This window comes from Burkholderia sp. AU16482 (assembly GCF_002223285.1).
GTDB classification, from domain to species: Bacteria; Pseudomonadota; Gammaproteobacteria; order Burkholderiales; family Burkholderiaceae; genus Burkholderia; species Burkholderia semiarida.
Window position 1 is genome coordinate 1,121,774 of the sequence record NZ_NKEY01000003.1, and the last position, 15,180, is coordinate 1,136,953.

A 15,180-nucleotide genomic window follows, 5' to 3' on the forward strand; every position below is an offset into this window, starting at 1 on the left:
CACCCTCGCTTCCTCCCCGCCGCGTATCCGTCGCGCCGATGCTCGACTGGACCGACCGCCATTGCAGGTCGTTCCACCGCACGCTGACGCGCAATACGTGGCTGTATACGGAGATGATCACGACGGGCGCGCTGCTGTTCGGCGACGCCCAGCGGCATCTTGCGTTCACGCCGAGCGAATCGCCGGTCGCGCTGCAATTGGGCGGCAGCGAGCGGGACGATCTCGCGCGCGCGGCGAAGCTCGGCGAGCAGTGGGGCTACGACGAGATCAACCTGAACTGCGGGTGCCCGTCCGAGCGCGTGCAGCGCGGTGCGTTCGGTGCGTGCCTGATGAACGAGCCGCCGCTCGTCGCCGACTGCGTGAAGGCGATGCGCGATGCAGTGTCGGTGCCGGTGACGGTCAAGCACCGGATCGGCGTCGACGCGGTCGAGGACTACGCGTTCGTGCGCGACTTCGTCGGCACGGTGGCCGAGGCCGGGTGCGAAACGTTCGTCGTGCATGCGCGCAACGCGATCCTGAAAGGGCTGTCGCCGAAGGAGAATCGCGAGATCCCGCCGCTCAAGTACGACTATGCGTATCGGTTGAAGCGCGATTTTCCGTCGCTGGAGATCGTGATCAACGGCGGCATCACGACGCTCGATGAGGTTGCGCGGCATCTCGAGCACGTCGATGGCGTGATGCTCGGCCGCGAGGCCTATCACAACCCGTACGTGCTGGCGGAGGTCGATGCGCGCTTCTACGGAGCGACCTCGGCGGTGCCGACGCGCGAAGAGGCCGAGGCGCAATTGATCGCGTATTGCGCGGCCGAGCTGAAGCGCGGCACCTACCTCGGCGCGATCGTGCGGCACGCGCTCGGGCTGTATCGCGGCATGCCGGGCGCGCGCGGCTGGCGTCGCGTGCTGTCCGACAACAAGAAGCTCGCACGCGGCGATCTGGCCGTGTTCGACGAGGCGCGTGCGCATCTGAACGCGGCCGAAGAAATTTTTGAAAAAAATGCTTTGCAAGATTCAAAAGACTTCGTATAATCTTGTTCTTCGCTGCTGAAACAAAACAGCGAAACGAAGCAAGCAGTATCAGTGGTGGCTGTAGCTCAGTTGGTAGAGTCCAGGATTGTGATTCCTGTCGTCGTGGGTTCGAGTCCCATCAGCCACCCCAACAAATTCAAGCAAAAAGCCCGGTTCGTTGAACCGGGCTTTTTGCTTTTCGGCGTTCGGATAGAGCCTCGGCGTGTCTTGCCCGCGGCGTCTTTAACGAAACGGCATCCCGTATTCAACGAAGCGACCGCGATACCATGTCGGCGCTCGTGCGCTTCGAAAGTGCGGTTGCGTAAATCGAGTCGCCCCGACGATATGGCTTCGATGCCGAATATGAGATCGTGGGCGAGACGGGCAGGTATTGAAATCGGGCGCGTGATCGTGCGTGGTATCGACCGATAGCACAGCTTGACTCGCATCGCCGACGGGGATGACGGAGATGGCGACGAGGCCCCGGGCCCGTTTCGTATCGCGCTTCCGTGTCGTTGCGCTGACAACGTTCGTACCCGTTTGCCCACGACGTTTTTCTTTCCCGCCTAAGGTTCCCGCGCGCCGTGCCGTTATCTTCTCTGGACAGCCCTCGTGCCTCGAATGCTGATCCGTTTTCTTGCCTGCTCGCGCCAAACGCGAGCAGGCTTTTTTCGTTTACGGCTGCGCATAACCGGCTGATTGGCGGAATCGAACAGGGGCTTGGCGCAAACCGACAAAGTGCAACAGTCTTGCATGCGTGTAATGTAGGACCTTCCTCGTGCCCTCATGCTTTGCAGGGCCGTTCGATCCCGATGACCGATGAAGGTGTCGGGATTTTTTTTGCCCGCACGCCGAGGTCCCGACAACGCGCCGCATGAAATGCATCCCGCAAAGCACGGTATATTTTGCGATGACGCATGCCGATCACGAAAACCAGCACAAGGAGTTGCCGCCGATGCCGGGCACCCGGACCACACTGCGCGTCGCGACGGCGCACGACGCGAACCACATTGCTCGCCTGCACACGCTGAGCTGGCAAACCGCCTATAGCCATATCCTTCCGGCCGCCTATCTGACCGACGAGGTGCCGACTGAGCACGCGGTTCGCTGGCGCAAGTATTTCGATCGCGACGAGAGCGAGTGGGGCTTCGTGCTGATCGCCGAGTCGCACGGCGAGCCGGTCGGCTTCGTCAGCGCCGAGCGCCCCGTCGATCCGGCGCTTGGCGTGCTGCTCGACTGCCTGCACGTTCATCCCTCGCATCACGGCGGCGGCACGGGCAAGCGCATCATCGAAGCCGTTCGCGCGTGGGCCAGGTCGATCGGCGTGGGCAAGGTCCATCTGCAGGTGCTGGAGGGCAACGTGCGCGCGATCGGGTTCTACGAACACAACGGCTGGCGATTGGCCGGCGTCGAAACGTGTCGCCTCGGCCAAACGGAAGTCATTGACCGGATTTACGCGATCGAGGCTTGAACGCTTGCGGCTTCGGCGCGGGCGGCGGCACCCGGCCGCCATGGCATCGCGCGAGGGGAAAGCCGAACGGACATTGCTATCATTCGCCGCAATACCGCACAAGCAAATCGGCTTCGGTCTCGTGGATTTCGACGGGCAAGGTCGTCGCACCGGCATAGGCCAGATAGCGCGCGCGATGCTGGCCGTTACGGAACGACGCGACGCCGATTTTCGACAGGCCGGGAATACCGAGTAGCGTTCGCGTTCTCGTCTCGCGAAACGTGATGAACGGCATGTCCGGGATCCTGCTGCGGTTCGGATCGAGGAATTCGCGGATGCCGGCGGCTTTGCCAGGGGCCCAGTACTGAACCGACGGCAGTACGTAGTCGGTGGTGTCGCGGTCGGCGCAGGCCAGCAATTTCTTCAGGTCGACCGTCACGACCCGATGCCGCGAGTCGTCGGACGAGAATACTCGCTTGAGCTGCGTGTAGGTATAGGGGGCGTGTCCGGGAAGCTGGACGATCCAGACATCTACGCCGCTTTGTTTTGCGTGAGCGAGCGTCATTATTTCCTCTGGTGGCGCGCGGTCGTTGTGATCCGAGTTTAGCAGCGCGACGACGGCCGCGGAGCAGGTCGACAACGGAAATAGCAAGGCGGGGCAACTTCCGGTGCCATCGGAAGGGCAAAAGGAATGAGAGCGGTCATATGGCTGCGGTCGATATCGACAGGTTGCGAGAATATCGTGATGCTGCCGGTGAAAATGAAGCGCTGCGCTAAATTCACGCAAGATTCACATTGTGCCGCGAAGCCCGTCGGGTGCCGGGCGTCATAAAAATAGAGAGGGCGGATTGAGCGGAGAAGCCATGTCGTCGAAACTCGAGATCGAATATCTCGATTACTGTTTCACAGCAACGCTCGACATCACGGCGTCGGGCCGTACCGCCGTTGTCGACAGGCAACTCGAATCCGCGGTGCGAAGCAGGACGCTCGCGTGGATCGTGTTCGATCGCTTTCTGGAGCGCAATGATTTCGCCGATGCGGAAGACGCGCGCGCCAATATCATCGACTGGCTGGAGCGACTTGCCGATCCGAAGCCCGTCGCATCGACCGCGATTGCGAAGGCGAGCGCGGTGGCGACCGGCGCGGTGGCGGCAGATTCGTCGACGGCCGAAATCGTTGGCGACGCCGCTATCGAGATCGTCGGCGATGCCGCTGTCGAGATCGTCAGCAATCTCGACTGGATCGATATGGTTACCGACTGGTTTTTCAGCGGCTCGTTGTAGTGACGAACTCGGGTTTTCGTGACGCAGATCATTGCGTGCGTGAAATTCCTCGCGAAAAAATGAAGCGAAAATCACTTCGCGTCAAAAAATAGAATAATCCTGCTTTGACAATACCGGCGACTTACCGGAAACTGCGCTCGGTGCTGAAAAATTGAATTGAATTAAGACGGGATAAACCGCTGGATGGGAAGGCGAACGCTGTCGGCCGGCTCTTCGTCAGCGAAGTCCACAAGCAATGCGTCGCGCTTGAACCATGAAGGTATTCGTCGGCACGCGAGCATGCCGGTTATCGTCACATTGTCACCAAAGGGTGAGTTGCCGCACAGACCGTCGCGTGACCCGCGATCACAATTTGACCGGTTGACCGTTCTTCCCCGGCCCGGTCAACCGTTTCCCCGCTCGCTCGCGCAGGAGCGGGGGCTTTTTGCCCCCCGACGCCGGAAGGCTGCGTCGGCGGAACCGGACAGGCGTCCGGCGGGCTGCGCGACGGCATTCGTTCGCGTCCCCACATCCGTTCGCCTGATCCGTACGAATCGCTTTCCTCGTGCCTGAGCGAACCCTCAGGCCCATCGCCGGTTTTTGCCGGCGATGCCTTGATCCCGGCGGCGGGCAACATCGCTGCCGGGATGTTTTTTGCGTCGGATGGCGTGACGTCACATCGCGCGCCACGGGCATGGCGCTTCGCTCACCCCGCCTGTTCGACGCTGGTTTCCCATCCGTCGTAGTTTCCGCCGAGCGCGCGTACCTCGCGATTGAGCGCGATCGTATGGCGCGTGATGTCGGCGAGCGCCATCGTGCCTTCGTGCGAAAACCGCACGGCCGACTTGCCGTCTTCGGTCGGCGCGACCGATTCGACCGGATAGCCTTTCGCTTCGGCCCAGTCCGCGAACTGGTGCGCGTCGCTCGGGTCGGGGAAGTACGCCCAGTGCATCACGCGCCGGCTCACGTCGGGGACATCGCCTTGCTGCCGCAGCGCATCCAGCGTGCGCATGTCGCGCATGATCTGCCAGTCGTCGTCGGTCGGGTAGAGCGTCTGCCAGTAAGTGGCCTTGTCCGGGTCGTCCTGATGCGCGTACTGAAGTGCATAGGTCGTCTGGTCGGCCAGCGAATCGACGATCTCCGCGGCTGCCTCCTCGTCGAACGGCACGTAGAAAAGAAAATCCCGGTTGCCGTCGACGGTGATGCGGCCGACCTGCACGCCGCCTTTTGCGATGATCGCCGCGTCGAGCAGATCCTCGATCTTCGCGAGATCGGCGAATTCGTCGCCGGTCGGCAGGCCTTCGGGCGACGGGCGCGCGAACGGGACGCGCACGCTCAGCAGCGACGTGCGCGGATCGCCTTCGGCGATTTCCGCAAAGCCATGGTTGAAGCTGATGAAAGCCTGATGGTCGCCCATTCTGGCAGGGAAGGTTCCCCAGGCGTCGCTCATGTGTTTCTCCCGTACACGATTGTCTGTTGACGGTTGCAAAGCGTCCCAATGTATCATCGAAAATCGCGTTGGCCGGGCAAGCGCGCATGATCGCCGGCACGTGCGGGCCATGGTCGCGAGATCCGGTTGTCAGCAGCTTGCCGCTTGCCGCGTGCAGGCGGCAGGCCGCAAAAATTCAAAGGAGATGCCGATGTCTACGTTTGCGGTGAATGGTGTGCGGATCGATCCGCTCAGCGCGCGCGTGACGCACGTGCGCTGGGCGGCCGTGAACCCGGCCGATCGCTCGTGGGCGGAGACGCCGCGCGAAGCCCCGGTGGCGGACGTGGCGCGTGCGCTTGCGTCCGGTAACGATGTCCGCGCGATCTTCTCGGCATCGGATACCACCGCGATCGGGCCCAGGCTGAAACGCGTGCTGTATCGCGATGCGTCGGAAGGCATCGAGCTCGACATCGATGCAACGAGCGAGTCGCGCACGTTGCGCGATCTGCCGCAGATCTGACTGCGGGCCGTTACCCCAAACGAATCGAGCGAGCGCGTCCATGACCCTGTCCAGATTTTCCATCGTCCCGTCGGCATTCGCGCTGTGTCTGGCGCTTGCCGCCTGCCAGACCGCGTCCGGGCCGGCGCCCGTGCAACCGTCGCCGGAGACCGCGTCGACGACCGATCCTGCCTCGTCGTCGGCGGCCGCGCCGGATCGCGGCATGGGCCTCGCGCCTCGGTTGGCGGAGCAGACTCACCGGGCCACCGGTCAATGCACGACCAGCGGTACCGTCAACGTATGCAATTGACCGATGTCGGCGCCGCGGCGCGTGATCCGCGCCATCGGTATCGGAATCCTCACATGCCGGCCGCGTCGATGGGCCGGCGGCCGTCGGCACGAGCGGGCGTGCAATGATCGACGAGCAGAAACCAACGGATTCCGGCCGGCGCGTCGATCCCGACGCGGAAACGTTCATCGGCGCGTTGCCGGTCACGCTGGCAGTCGACAGCCGAAGCCTGAAAAGCAGGGCGATCGTGTGTGCGGGGCTGGCCGCGGCGAGCCTGTGCGGTTACGTGGCCGCGCCGGCGCTCTGGCCGGTGGCGGCGCTGGCCGCGTTGCTTGGGCTGGCTAGTGCGGCGTTGTTCGTGTCGTCGCGGCGCAAGCTCGCGCTGCAGATCGACGAGACGGGCTTCCGGCTGATCGGCGCCGCGCGCGAAAAACCCGTCACGCCGTGGCGGGACGTCACCGAATTCCGGATCGTCAGCGTCGCCGGGAATCATTACATCGGCTACCAGTTCTCCGCGCATTCGTCGCGCACGAAGGTGCCGGGTGGCGTGATGCTGCCGATCGCCCGGTTTGCCGATTTTCCGCTCGGCGCGGTGGCCGGGTTGCTTGAAGCCTGCCGTCGTCAGTTCGGCCTGCCGGACGAGCAGGCCGAGCGAACGGGCCGATGACGCCCGAAGCCGCGTTGTCCCGCGCCCCTGTCACACGAGCAAACAAAAAAATCCCGGGCGCCATGTCGATTTTCGCCGGAGTCGTCCGTCGTAGCATCGGAGGCGTGCGCAACGCGCGTCCGTCCCGATTTTCGATACGACAACCGACTGAAGGAGCGACACCATGCCCACGTCCGTCAAGCCGATCCCGGAAGGGATGCGCACGCTGACCCCGCATCTGATCTGTGCGGGCGCGACCGCAGCCATCGATTTCTACAAGCGCGCATTCGACGCGACCGAACGATTCCGCCTCGCGATGCCCGACGGCCGGCTCGCGCATGCGTGCCTCGCGATCGGGGATTCGACGCTGATGCTGGTGGATGAAATGCCCGAGCACGGTGCGCTGGGGCCGAAGGCGCTGAAAGGCACGCCCGTCTGCCTGCATCTGTACGTGCCGGACACCGATGCGGCGATCGCGAAGGCGGTGGCAGCCGGCGCGACGGTCACGATTCCGGCCGCGGACATGTTCTGGGGCGATCGTTACGGGCAGGTCGAGGATCCGTTCGGGCATCGCTGGTCGCTGGCGACGCATCAGCGCGATCTGACACCCGAGCAGATCGCGGATGCCATGGCCAGCGCGCCGCCTTGCGGCAGTTGAACCGGCCCGCGTCGAACGACCGTGGGCGAGCGCGCTGCGCGGCGGCGCGATCTCGCCGCGGCCCGCGTGGCGCGTTCGCGGTCATGCGCCGGCCGTCTTGCCGTGCTGCTTGTGTTCGTACATCCGGCGATCGGCCGATGCCAGCAGGTCGGCGACGGTGCGATGGTGTGCGGGATCGTAGGCAACGTGCCCGACGCTGAACCGGATCGCGTAGCCGCGTGCGTCGGCGGCGTTGCGCTGCGCGAGCGCCTGCGTGACGCGCTCGACGGGCTCGGCGACGTCGGCCGGATCGGTGGCGCTCAACAGCACGACGAACTCGTCGCCGCCGAGCCGTGCGATGACGTCGCTGTCGCGCAGCGCGCCCGTCAACGTTTCGGCGAACGCCTTGAGCGCGCGGTCGCCTTCGGCATGGCCGAAGCGATCGTTGATCGCCTTGAAATCGTTCAGGTCGAAGAACAGCAGCACGGCATGACGGCCGACGCGATCGCACAGCCTCAGCACGTGGCGGGCGAGAAGCTCGAAGCCGCGCCGGTTCGTCAGTTGCGTGAGTTCGTCGGTGGTCGCGAAATGCAGCGCGGCGATCTCGCGCTCGGTCATGTGGGCGAGATCGCCCAGCAGCGCGAGTTCGTCGGGTTCGAGCGAGCGGGGCCGCGTGTCGATCAGGCACAACGTGCCGATGGGCGCGCCGTCCGGTGCGGCGAGCGGCCGGCCGGCGTAGAAGCGGATGCCGGGCGCGCCGGTGACGAGCGGATTGTCGTGGAATCGGTCGTCGTTCAGTGCGTCCTGGATCACCATCGTATCGGGCGCGAGCAGTGCGTGTGCGCAGAACGACACGTCGCGCGGCGTCTGCGCGGCGTCGAGGCCCGGATGACTTTTGAACCACTGGCGATTCTCGTCGACGAGGCTGACGAGGGCGATCGGGACGTCGAACAGCCGCCGCGCGAGGCGCGTCAGGCGGTCGAAACGCTCTTCGGGCGGCGTATCGAGGATCGAAAGCGAATGAAGCGTATCGAGCCGGGCCGCCTCGTCGGCCGATTTCGGTGCGATTTGCATGAGCGTTGCCTCTTGTCCCGGCCGTCGGGCCGGTGATGGGTCGTACGCGGAACAGTATCGCGCATTCGTCGATGCATCGCCACGCTGCATGTTCCGCCACGGCGCTGACCGGGTTCATGAGATTCGGTGTCGATGCCGTGAAAGGCGCGTGTCACCGGCCCGGGTTTCGCCCCGATGCGGAATCGGACAGGCGATAACCTCAAGGCGCGCGTCGCCGCGCCGTAAACAGGACAAGTCCAATCGTTCATCCCATCGCACCATGGTTCGAATCCTGTACGCGGGCTATCTCGCGTTCGCGCTGTATTTCCTTTACCCGCTGGTTCAGAACACACTGACGTTCAGTACCGGTTGCGTGCGCAGCGCGCTGCCGATGGGCGCCCACGGCTTGTCGGCGGATTCGGCAAGCGGTGCGGACGGGCACGCGAATCGCTGTGCGTCGAGCGCGCATGCCGGCGTCGCGACCGGCCGGGCGCCGGAGATCCATTGAGCATGGCGGCATCGCGCGTGACGGGCACTTCGCGCGGCGGTGCACTGGCCATTCGGCCGAATTGAACATCGCGCCGCGCTCGCCGATCATCTGCACCACGGTGGCGGGAACGCGAGCGGACGAGCGCCGCCGGGCGAAAGGGCGTGCGGCGCGTCAGTAGCTGGAGCGGTACGGCGTGCCCTGATCGAAGCGGCTTTGCCAGTGCGTGAGGTAGCGCGACGCGAGTTGCGGATTGTTCCAAACCACGACGACGTTCTCGGAATTGCGGCTGGCCGCCGACGCACTGTAGTTGAACGAGCCTGTTTCGACGTGCTCGGCGTCGATCACGAGGTACTTGTCGTGATGGATCGCATAGGTGTCGATCGTGCGTGTCGGGATGCCCGCGTTGATGAGCAGGTTCAGTGCCTGCTTGCTGCTCTTTGCGCGGTTGCCCTTGTCGTCGACGACCACCGCGACATTGACGCCGCGGCGCTTGGCGGCAAGCAGTGCACGCGTGACGGGCGGCGACGTGAACGAGTAGGCGGCGACCCGGATCGAACTGCGCGCCGCGCCGATCGCTTTCAGCACGAGCGCCTCGGCGCCGCCGTCGGGCGAGAAGGCCGATTCGACGACCTGCGTCGCGGGGGCTTCATGAGTCGGAGCCGGCAACCATCGCGACACGAGATCGATCGCCTGCTGAAGCAGCGATTCGCTTTGCGTCTTGCCGAAGGCGGCGAAGGGTGTGGCGAGCAGGGAAGCGGCGAGACAGGCGGCAGCGAGGCGATTGCGCGACAACATGTTGGACAGCGAATGATTTCGAGACAGCGGGCCGTGAGTGTAACGCACGCGTGGCGGCCCGGTCACGTACGGATGCGAAGCGACGGGCCACACGATGATCGGTAGGGGTGGAGAAGGGTGACGCAAAGTTGCGTTGTGCGGTCCGTGTGCGATCGGCAATCAACGGACAGGAGTAGGCCCGACGATTGTGTGCGTTTTGCGTGTACCGTTGCAGAGCACGCGCGTGCGAGCAATGCGCGCGCCCGGTCGGACGGGCGCCCAATCAATGCGGCCCGCGGCTCAGGCGTACGTCTGGCGGGCATGCCGCTCGGGCATCCGCACGCAACGCATCGTCAATCCGCCGCTGCACGCGCCCCGGCTTCGTCGGGCGCGATCCAGCCGGGCCCGGGCTCGGGCTGCACGTCGCGAGCGTCGAGCGGTTCGCCGCAGGCCGAGCACACGGTGACCGCGTGCATCAGCTGCCCGCAGGCCCGGTGGCGCAATTGCACCGGCGGACCGTGGCCATCGTCCTTCCAGCGATCGCCCCACGCCATCAGCGCGAGCAGGGCCGGGTAGAGGTCGAGGCCCTTTTCCGTCAGCCGGTATTCGAAGCGCGGCGGGCGTTCCTGATACGCGCGCTTGACGAGCACGCCTTCGTCGACGAGCCGCGCGAGCCGTTCGGCCAGCACGTGGCGCGTCAGGCCGAGCTGGGCCTGGAACGCATCGAAGCGGCGGCAGCCGAGGAAGGCGTTGCGCAGGATCAGCATGGTCCAGCGGTCGCCCAGCACGGCGAGCGTGCGGGCGACCGAACAGTTCAGCGTGCCGATGTCATCCCATTTCATCGTCGAGTCTCTTGCCTCTTGCGGCGGTCTTGCGGCGGTTCAGCGAAATAGCGGGTTCGATTATAGAACCCGCCTTCGGTCGCAACGGGCGCAGCCGCGTTGACAACGGCCGGCGTCGTTGACAATAATGAGTTCCAATTTAGAACTTACTCGCGCGGCGACGCGCTTTCAACCCGGAGACAACCCGATGAATCCGCTTTCCCTGTCTGGCCTCGATCTGCTGCGTGCCGCCGTGTCGGGCGACGCGCCCCTCGCGTCGATTTCCGAGACGATCCCGATGCGTCCGCTCGACGTCGAGCTCGGTTACGTGAAGTTCTCGGCGCGGGCGGACGGCCGGCACCTGAATCCGCTGGGCGGCGTGCACGGCGGGTTCGCCGCGACGGTGCTCGATTCGGTCACCGGGTGCGCGGTGCATTCGATGCTCGACGCGGGTGTCGGTTACGGCACCGTCGATCTGCACGTGAAGATGCTGCGGCCCGTGCCGCGCGACGTCGATCTGATCGCGGAAGGGCGGGTGATTCACCTGTCGCGTTCGCTGGGCGTCGCGGAGGGCACGCTGAAGACGCCGGACGACAAGATCGTCGCGCATGCGTCGGCGACCTGCTTCATCCAGCGGCCGCAGTAACGTGGGGCGGCCTCACGCTTGACGGAGCGGGCGAAGGAGCGCAGGAGCGTGCCGGGCGGCACCGCAGGCCGCTTGTAAGCATGTGCCGCGCCGGTCTGAAGCAGTCGCTCCAATGTGATAGCGTTCCTGCTTTCCACCGACGCGACAGGAACAGCATGGAATACCGCACACTCGGCGATTCGGGTATCGAGGTCAGCCTGATCGGTCTCGGCACGATGACGTGGGGCGAGCAGAATTCGGAGCGCGACGCGCACGAGCAGATCGACTACGCGCTCGGGCAGGGCGTGACGCTGATCGACGCCGCGGAGATGTATCCGGTGCCGCCGAAGCCCGACACGCAAGGCCGCACCGAACAATACATCGGCACCTGGATCGCGCGGCATCGCGCGCAGCGCGATCGCATCGTGCTCGCGACGAAGATCGCGGGGCCGGCGCGGCAGCCGCACAATCCACGCCATATTCGCGGCGAGGGCAACCAGTTCGACCGCAAGAACCTGACCGAAGCGCTCGACGGCAGCCTCAAGCGCTTGCAGACCGACTACGTCGATCTCTACCAGTTGCATTGGCCCGATCGCAGCACGACCACGTTCGGCCGGCCCGCGTATCCGTGGGTCGACGACGCGCACACCGTGCCGATCGAGGAAACGCTCGGCGTGCTCGCGGAATTCGTGAAGGCCGGCAAGGTGCGCGCGATCGGCGTGTCGAACGAAACGCCGTGGGGTGTCGCGCAGTTCCTGCGCGCGGCCGAAAGGCTCGGGCTGCCGCGCATCGCCAGCATCCAGAATCCGTACAGCCTGCTGAACCGCACGTTCGAGAACGGGCTGTCGGAGTTTACGCATCGCGACGGCGTCGGTCTGCTCGCGTATTCGCCGCTCGCGTTCGGCTGGCTGTCCGGCAAGTACGAGAACGGCGCGCGTCCGGCCGGCGCACGCATCACGCTGTTCGAGCGTTTCCAGCGCTACAGCAAGCCGCAGGCCGTCGAGGCGACGTCGCGCTACGTCGCGCTCGCGCGACGTCACGGGCTGTCGCCCGCGCAACTGGCGCTCGCGTTCGTCAACAGCCGCCCGTTCGTGCGCAGCAACCTGGTCGGCGCGACGTCGCTCGAGCAGTTGAAGGAGAACATCGGCAGCATCGACGTGACGCTGTCCGACGAGATCCTCGCCGAGATCGACGCGTTGCACGAACGGCAGCCGAATCCGGCGCCGTAAGCGGCGCGCGGCCCGCGCGGCAGCGATGCCGCGACGGGCCGCATCGGGCGGTTTCGACGGCGCCGCGCCGCGCCGTCGTTGCTCGCGTCAGCGCATCTTCAGCCGCGTGCGTGCGACGAACAGCGCGGCGAGGCTCAGCAGCGCACATCCGATCAGATAGAGCGCCGGCGACAGCCGGTTGCCGGTCGCGCTGATCAGCCAGGTGATGACGAACGGCGCGAAGCCGCCGAACAGCGTGACGCCGGTGTTGTAGCTGACGGCGAGCCCGGTGGCGCGCGTCTGCGACGGGAACAGTTCGGCCATCAGTGCCGGCAGCGCGCCGCAGTACATCGCCTTCAGCGCGCCGATCCAGACCAGTGCGGCGAGCATCGTCGCGAACGACGCGTGGCGCGTGAGCCATGCGAACGTCGGCCACACGGTCACGAGCATCAGCACGGCCGCGACCGCCATCATGCGGATCCGCCCGGTGCGGTCGGACAGATGGCCGACGACCGGCGTGACGAGCGTGAGCACGAAGCCGGTCGCGAGCGTCGCCGCGAAGCCGGTCGATGCCGGCAGCCCGAGCTGCTTGATCGCATAGGTCGGCATGTACAGGATCATGTAGTTGATCGCGGTCGAGATCACGAGCACGCCGATCGACAGCAGCAGCCGCACCTTCTGGCCCGCGAACAGCTCGCGCACCGGCGCCTCGGAGCGTGCCTGCGTCTTGAATTCGACGCCTTCGTCGACGTAGCGGCGGATGTACAGCCCGACCGGGCCGATCGCCAGCCCGAACAGGAACGGCACGCGCCAGCCCCAGCTTTCGAGTTGCGCGGAGGTCAGCGTGGCCGTCAGCAGCGCGCCGAAGCCCGACGCGAGCAACGTCGCGAGGCCCTGGCTCGCGAACTGCCAGCTCGACATGAAGCCGCGCCGCTGCGGCGCGTGCTCGACGAGAAATGCGGTCGAACTCGCGAATTCGCCGCCGGCGGAAAAGCCCTGCATCAGCCGCGACAGCATGATCCCGAGCGGCGCGAGAATGCCGATCGATGCGTAGGTCGGCATCAGCGCGATCAGCAGCGTGCCGGCCATCATCATCGCGATCGACAGCAGCAGCGACGCCTTGCGGCCCGCGCGATCCGCGTACGCGCCGAGCACGAAGCCGCCGATCGGCCGGATCAGGTAGGACAGCCCGAACGTGCCGAGCGTCAGCATCAGCGACGTCGCTTCGCTCGTGGCCGGGAAGAACAGCTTGGCGATCGTCACCGCGAAGAAGCCGTAGACGATCAGGTCGAACCATTCGAGCGCGTTGCCGATCGACGCCGCGAAGATGATGCGCCGGATTTGCGCGGCGCTGGGGCGCGCGGCGTCCTGTGAGGTCAGGGTGGTCGTATTCATCGTGTGTGCAGGTCCCGTGAAAGGGGCGAAGCGCGTTACAGGGCGGCGCCGGCCGCGGCGGATGCCGCGCGGCGAACGGGCGGCGCGTTCTCGCCGAGATCCCAGAAGAGGCCGGCCATCATCTGCAGCCCCTCGCTGACGACGCTCGCGAGCAGGTGCTCGTCGGGCGCGTGCTGCGAGCACGCCGGGTACGAGTGCGGCACCCACAGCGTCGGCAGCCCGAGCGTGTCGGCAAACACCTCGTTCGGCAGCGTGCCGCCGAGATTCGGCAGGATCGCGGGCTTCTTGCCGGTGGTGCGCGCGAGCGACGCGACGGCCCAGCGGACCCACGGATCGTCCGGCGGCACGCGCGTCGCCGGTGCGCCGCGTTCGACGTCGATCTCGATGTCGGCGAAGCCGTGCGCATCGAGATGCGCGCGCAGGTGTGCTTGCACCGCTTCCCAGTCGGTGCCGACGACGAAGCGCAACTGGCAGTGCGCGTACGCGGCGGGCGGGATCGCGTTGACGGGATGCTCCGGATTGCCGGCCTTGAACGCGAGGATCTCGAACGTGTTCCAGCCGAACACGCGCTCGGCCGCGGACAGGCCGGGCTCGCCCCAGTCGGCGTCGAGCGCCGGGTCGCCGGGGCCGCCGCCGACGGAAAGATCGGCAAGCGCGTCGCGCACCGCGGCCGGGATCGGCGGCGGGCGCAACCCGTCGACGCGAATCGCGCCGCGCGCGTCGACGAGGCTCGCGAGCGCATGCGCGAGCACGATCGCCGGGTTGCGCAGCAGTCCGCCCCAGTTGCCCGAGTGATGCGCGCCGTCGCGGGCGCGCAGGCTCAGCTTGAAGTTGACCGAGCCGCGCGAGCCGAGAAATACCGTCGGGCGCGCGGCGGCAATGCGCGGGCCGTCGGACGCGATCAGCACGTCGGCCGCGAGCGCGTCGCGCTCCTGGCGGCACAGCGCGTCGAGGCCCGGCGACCCGGTTTCCTCGCCCATCTCGATCAGCAGCTTCGCGTTGAAGCCGAGCCGGCCGCCGCGTGCTTCGAGCACGCTCGCCAGCGCGGCCAGGTTGATCGTGTGCTGGCCCTTGTTGTCGGCGCTGCCGCGGCCGTACCAGCGGTCGCCGTCGGCCGTCAGCGTCCACGGCGACAGCGGCGTGCGCCACTGCGCGTCGTAGCCGCGCACGACGTCGCCGTGGCCGTAGATCAGCACGGTCGGCAGCGCGTCGTCTTCGTGGCGCGACGCGAGCAGGAACGGCCCGCCGCCAGCGACGGGGTTGTCGACGATCCGCGACGTGAAGCCGAGGCGTGCAGCCTCGGGCGCGATTTCGTCGGTCAGATAGGCGCGCAGCGCGGCTTCGCTGCCGCTTTCCTGGCTTTCGGTGCGCAGGCCGACGCGGCGGCTCAGGGTCGTGAAGAACGCACCGGATTCGAACTGGTTCAGCGCGTGCTGGATGGCGGCGGTACGGCTCAAGTCGGGTCTCCTCGGTCGGGTTCGCCGTGCGCGGGCGCGCAGGCAGCGTGAAGTGCGATCGATTCTAGAAAGCCGGTTTTTTTGTCACAATGATCGAATTTCGAACCTTTCTTTGCCGAAAAGGCAAAGCAGCGCGGCCGG

At 66.0% G+C, this 15,180-nt stretch carries 16 protein-coding genes and 1 tRNA gene; 10 read left to right on the forward strand and 7 right to left on the reverse strand.

Annotated features, from left to right (window positions below):
* Nucleotides 1-38: 38 nt before the first annotated feature.
* The 3 genes from dusA (at nucleotide 39) to CFB35_RS07775 (ending at nucleotide 2,475) form a co-directional block, all read left to right on the forward strand.
* A complete protein-coding gene (dusA, locus tag CFB35_RS07765) occupies nucleotides 39-1,025 on the forward strand; it encodes a tRNA dihydrouridine(20/20a) synthase DusA (protein WP_059584302.1) in 987 nt (328 codons plus the stop codon).
* 54 nt (nucleotides 1,026-1,079) lie between these two features.
* A tRNA-His gene (locus tag CFB35_RS07770) sits at nucleotides 1,080-1,155 on the forward strand.
* A gap of 804 nt (nucleotides 1,156-1,959) precedes the next feature.
* Complete coding sequence (locus CFB35_RS07775) at nucleotides 1,960-2,475, forward strand: GNAT family N-acetyltransferase (protein ID WP_059584351.1); 516 nt, start codon at nucleotides 1,960-1,962, stop codon at nucleotides 2,473-2,475.
* Nucleotides 2,476-2,554: 79 nt separating this feature from the next.
* Here the strand turns inward: CFB35_RS07775 and CFB35_RS07780 are convergent, their stop codons facing one another.
* On the reverse strand, nucleotides 2,555-3,019 hold the full coding sequence (locus CFB35_RS07780; RefSeq protein WP_059584177.1) for a hypothetical protein: 465 nt from the start codon (nucleotides 3,017-3,019) through the stop codon (nucleotides 2,555-2,557).
* A gap of 298 nt (nucleotides 3,020-3,317) precedes the next feature.
* On the opposite strand from CFB35_RS07780, the gene CFB35_RS07785 reads away from it, so the two are divergent.
* Nucleotides 3,318-3,737, forward strand: a complete 420-nt coding sequence (locus CFB35_RS07785; protein WP_059584175.1) for a hypothetical protein — start codon at nucleotides 3,318-3,320, stop codon at nucleotides 3,735-3,737.
* 685 nt (nucleotides 3,738-4,422) lie between these two features.
* Here the strand turns inward: CFB35_RS07785 and CFB35_RS07790 are convergent.
* Nucleotides 4,423-5,166 (reverse strand): DUF695 domain-containing protein, encoded by a 744-nt coding sequence (locus tag CFB35_RS07790; protein ID WP_059584173.1) that lies wholly within the window; start codon nucleotides 5,164-5,166, stop codon nucleotides 4,423-4,425.
* 190 nt (nucleotides 5,167-5,356) lie between these two features.
* On the opposite strand from CFB35_RS07790, the gene CFB35_RS07795 reads away from it, so the two are divergent.
* From CFB35_RS07795 to CFB35_RS07810, 3 genes are all read left to right on the forward strand, one after another.
* Nucleotides 5,357-5,665, forward strand: coding sequence for a hypothetical protein (locus tag CFB35_RS07795; protein ID WP_059584348.1), 309 nt, complete (start codon nucleotides 5,357-5,359; stop codon nucleotides 5,663-5,665).
* A 392-nt stretch (nucleotides 5,666-6,057) separates the two neighbouring features.
* Nucleotides 6,058-6,600, forward strand: a complete 543-nt coding sequence (locus CFB35_RS07805; protein WP_059584169.1) for a hypothetical protein — start codon at nucleotides 6,058-6,060, stop codon at nucleotides 6,598-6,600.
* Between the two features lie 163 nt (nucleotides 6,601-6,763).
* Nucleotides 6,764-7,237 carry a VOC family protein gene (locus tag CFB35_RS07810; protein WP_059584167.1) on the forward strand — a complete coding sequence of 158 codons (474 nt, stop codon included), beginning with the start codon at nucleotides 6,764-6,766 and terminating at the stop codon, nucleotides 7,235-7,237.
* An 81-nt stretch (nucleotides 7,238-7,318) separates the two neighbouring features.
* Here CFB35_RS07810 and CFB35_RS07815 read toward each other — a convergent pair whose 3' ends face one another.
* Nucleotides 7,319-8,290 carry a diguanylate cyclase gene (locus CFB35_RS07815; RefSeq protein WP_059584166.1) on the reverse strand — a complete coding sequence of 324 codons (972 nt, stop codon included), beginning with the start codon at nucleotides 8,288-8,290 and terminating at the stop codon, nucleotides 7,319-7,321.
* A 259-nt stretch (nucleotides 8,291-8,549) separates the two neighbouring features.
* Between CFB35_RS07815 and CFB35_RS07820 the strand changes: the two genes are divergently transcribed.
* Entirely contained in the window at nucleotides 8,550-8,777 is a 228-nt protein-coding gene (locus tag CFB35_RS07820; RefSeq protein WP_089464723.1) for a hypothetical protein, read from the forward strand.
* A 153-nt stretch (nucleotides 8,778-8,930) separates the two neighbouring features.
* Here the strand turns inward: CFB35_RS07820 and CFB35_RS07825 are convergent, their stop codons facing one another.
* Nucleotides 8,931-9,554, reverse strand: coding sequence for a phospholipase D family protein (locus CFB35_RS07825; protein ID WP_059638683.1), 624 nt, complete (start codon nucleotides 9,552-9,554; stop codon nucleotides 8,931-8,933).
* 332 nt (nucleotides 9,555-9,886) lie between these two features.
* Entirely contained in the window at nucleotides 9,887-10,375 is a 489-nt protein-coding gene (locus tag CFB35_RS07830) for a helix-turn-helix domain-containing protein (RefSeq protein ID WP_089464724.1), read from the reverse strand.
* A gap of 187 nt (nucleotides 10,376-10,562) precedes the next feature.
* Between CFB35_RS07830 and CFB35_RS07835 the strand changes: the two genes are divergently transcribed.
* Together CFB35_RS07835 and CFB35_RS07840 are read left to right on the forward strand one after the other, a co-directional pair.
* Nucleotides 10,563-11,000: a PaaI family thioesterase gene (locus tag CFB35_RS07835; protein WP_006484216.1), complete on the forward strand. Its 438-nt coding sequence runs from the start codon at nucleotides 10,563-10,565 to the stop codon at nucleotides 10,998-11,000.
* A gap of 155 nt (nucleotides 11,001-11,155) precedes the next feature.
* Nucleotides 11,156-12,208, forward strand: a complete 1,053-nt coding sequence (locus tag CFB35_RS07840; protein WP_089464725.1) for an NADP(H)-dependent aldo-keto reductase — start codon at nucleotides 11,156-11,158, stop codon at nucleotides 12,206-12,208.
* Nucleotides 12,209-12,295: 87 nt separating this feature from the next.
* On the opposite strand, the gene CFB35_RS07845 is transcribed toward CFB35_RS07840, so the two are convergent.
* Together CFB35_RS07845 and CFB35_RS07850 are read right to left on the reverse strand one after the other, a co-directional pair.
* Nucleotides 12,296-13,582 carry an MFS transporter gene (locus CFB35_RS07845; RefSeq protein ID WP_059584158.1) on the reverse strand — a complete coding sequence of 429 codons (1,287 nt, stop codon included), beginning with the start codon at nucleotides 13,580-13,582 and terminating at the stop codon, nucleotides 12,296-12,298.
* 35 nt (nucleotides 13,583-13,617) lie between these two features.
* Complete coding sequence (locus tag CFB35_RS07850; RefSeq protein WP_089464726.1) at nucleotides 13,618-15,039, reverse strand: M20 family metallopeptidase; 1,422 nt, start codon at nucleotides 15,037-15,039, stop codon at nucleotides 13,618-13,620.
* Between the last annotated feature and the right edge of the window lie 141 nt (nucleotides 15,040-15,180).

Bases quoted from the DNA above. Each gene is read 5' to 3' on its own strand.
- dusA (WP_059584302.1), top strand. From the start codon at position 39: ATGCTCGACTGGACCGACCGCCATTGCAGGTCGTTCCACCGCACGCTG.
- CFB35_RS07775 (WP_059584351.1), top strand. From the start codon at position 1,960: ATGCCGGGCACCCGGACCACACTGCGCGTCGCGACGGCGCACGACGCG.
- CFB35_RS07780 (WP_059584177.1), bottom strand. From the start codon at position 3,019: ATGACGCTCGCTCACGCAAAACAAAGCGGCGTAGATGTCTGGATCGTC.
- CFB35_RS07785 (WP_059584175.1), top strand. From the start codon at position 3,318: ATGTCGTCGAAACTCGAGATCGAATATCTCGATTACTGTTTCACAGCA.
- CFB35_RS07790 (WP_059584173.1), bottom strand. From the start codon at position 5,166: ATGAGCGACGCCTGGGGAACCTTCCCTGCCAGAATGGGCGACCATCAG.
- CFB35_RS07795 (WP_059584348.1), top strand. From the start codon at position 5,357: ATGTCTACGTTTGCGGTGAATGGTGTGCGGATCGATCCGCTCAGCGCG.
- CFB35_RS07805 (WP_059584169.1), top strand. From the start codon at position 6,058: ATGATCGACGAGCAGAAACCAACGGATTCCGGCCGGCGCGTCGATCCC.
- CFB35_RS07810 (WP_059584167.1), top strand. From the start codon at position 6,764: ATGCCCACGTCCGTCAAGCCGATCCCGGAAGGGATGCGCACGCTGACC.
- CFB35_RS07815 (WP_059584166.1), bottom strand. From the start codon at position 8,290: ATGCAAATCGCACCGAAATCGGCCGACGAGGCGGCCCGGCTCGATACG.
- CFB35_RS07820 (WP_089464723.1), top strand. From the start codon at position 8,550: ATGGTTCGAATCCTGTACGCGGGCTATCTCGCGTTCGCGCTGTATTTC.
- CFB35_RS07825 (WP_059638683.1), bottom strand. From the start codon at position 9,554: ATGTTGTCGCGCAATCGCCTCGCTGCCGCCTGTCTCGCCGCTTCCCTG.
- CFB35_RS07830 (WP_089464724.1), bottom strand. From the start codon at position 10,375: ATGAAATGGGATGACATCGGCACGCTGAACTGTTCGGTCGCCCGCACG.
- CFB35_RS07835 (WP_006484216.1), top strand. From the start codon at position 10,563: ATGAATCCGCTTTCCCTGTCTGGCCTCGATCTGCTGCGTGCCGCCGTG.
- CFB35_RS07840 (WP_089464725.1), top strand. From the start codon at position 11,156: ATGGAATACCGCACACTCGGCGATTCGGGTATCGAGGTCAGCCTGATC.
- CFB35_RS07845 (WP_059584158.1), bottom strand. From the start codon at position 13,582: ATGAATACGACCACCCTGACCTCACAGGACGCCGCGCGCCCCAGCGCC.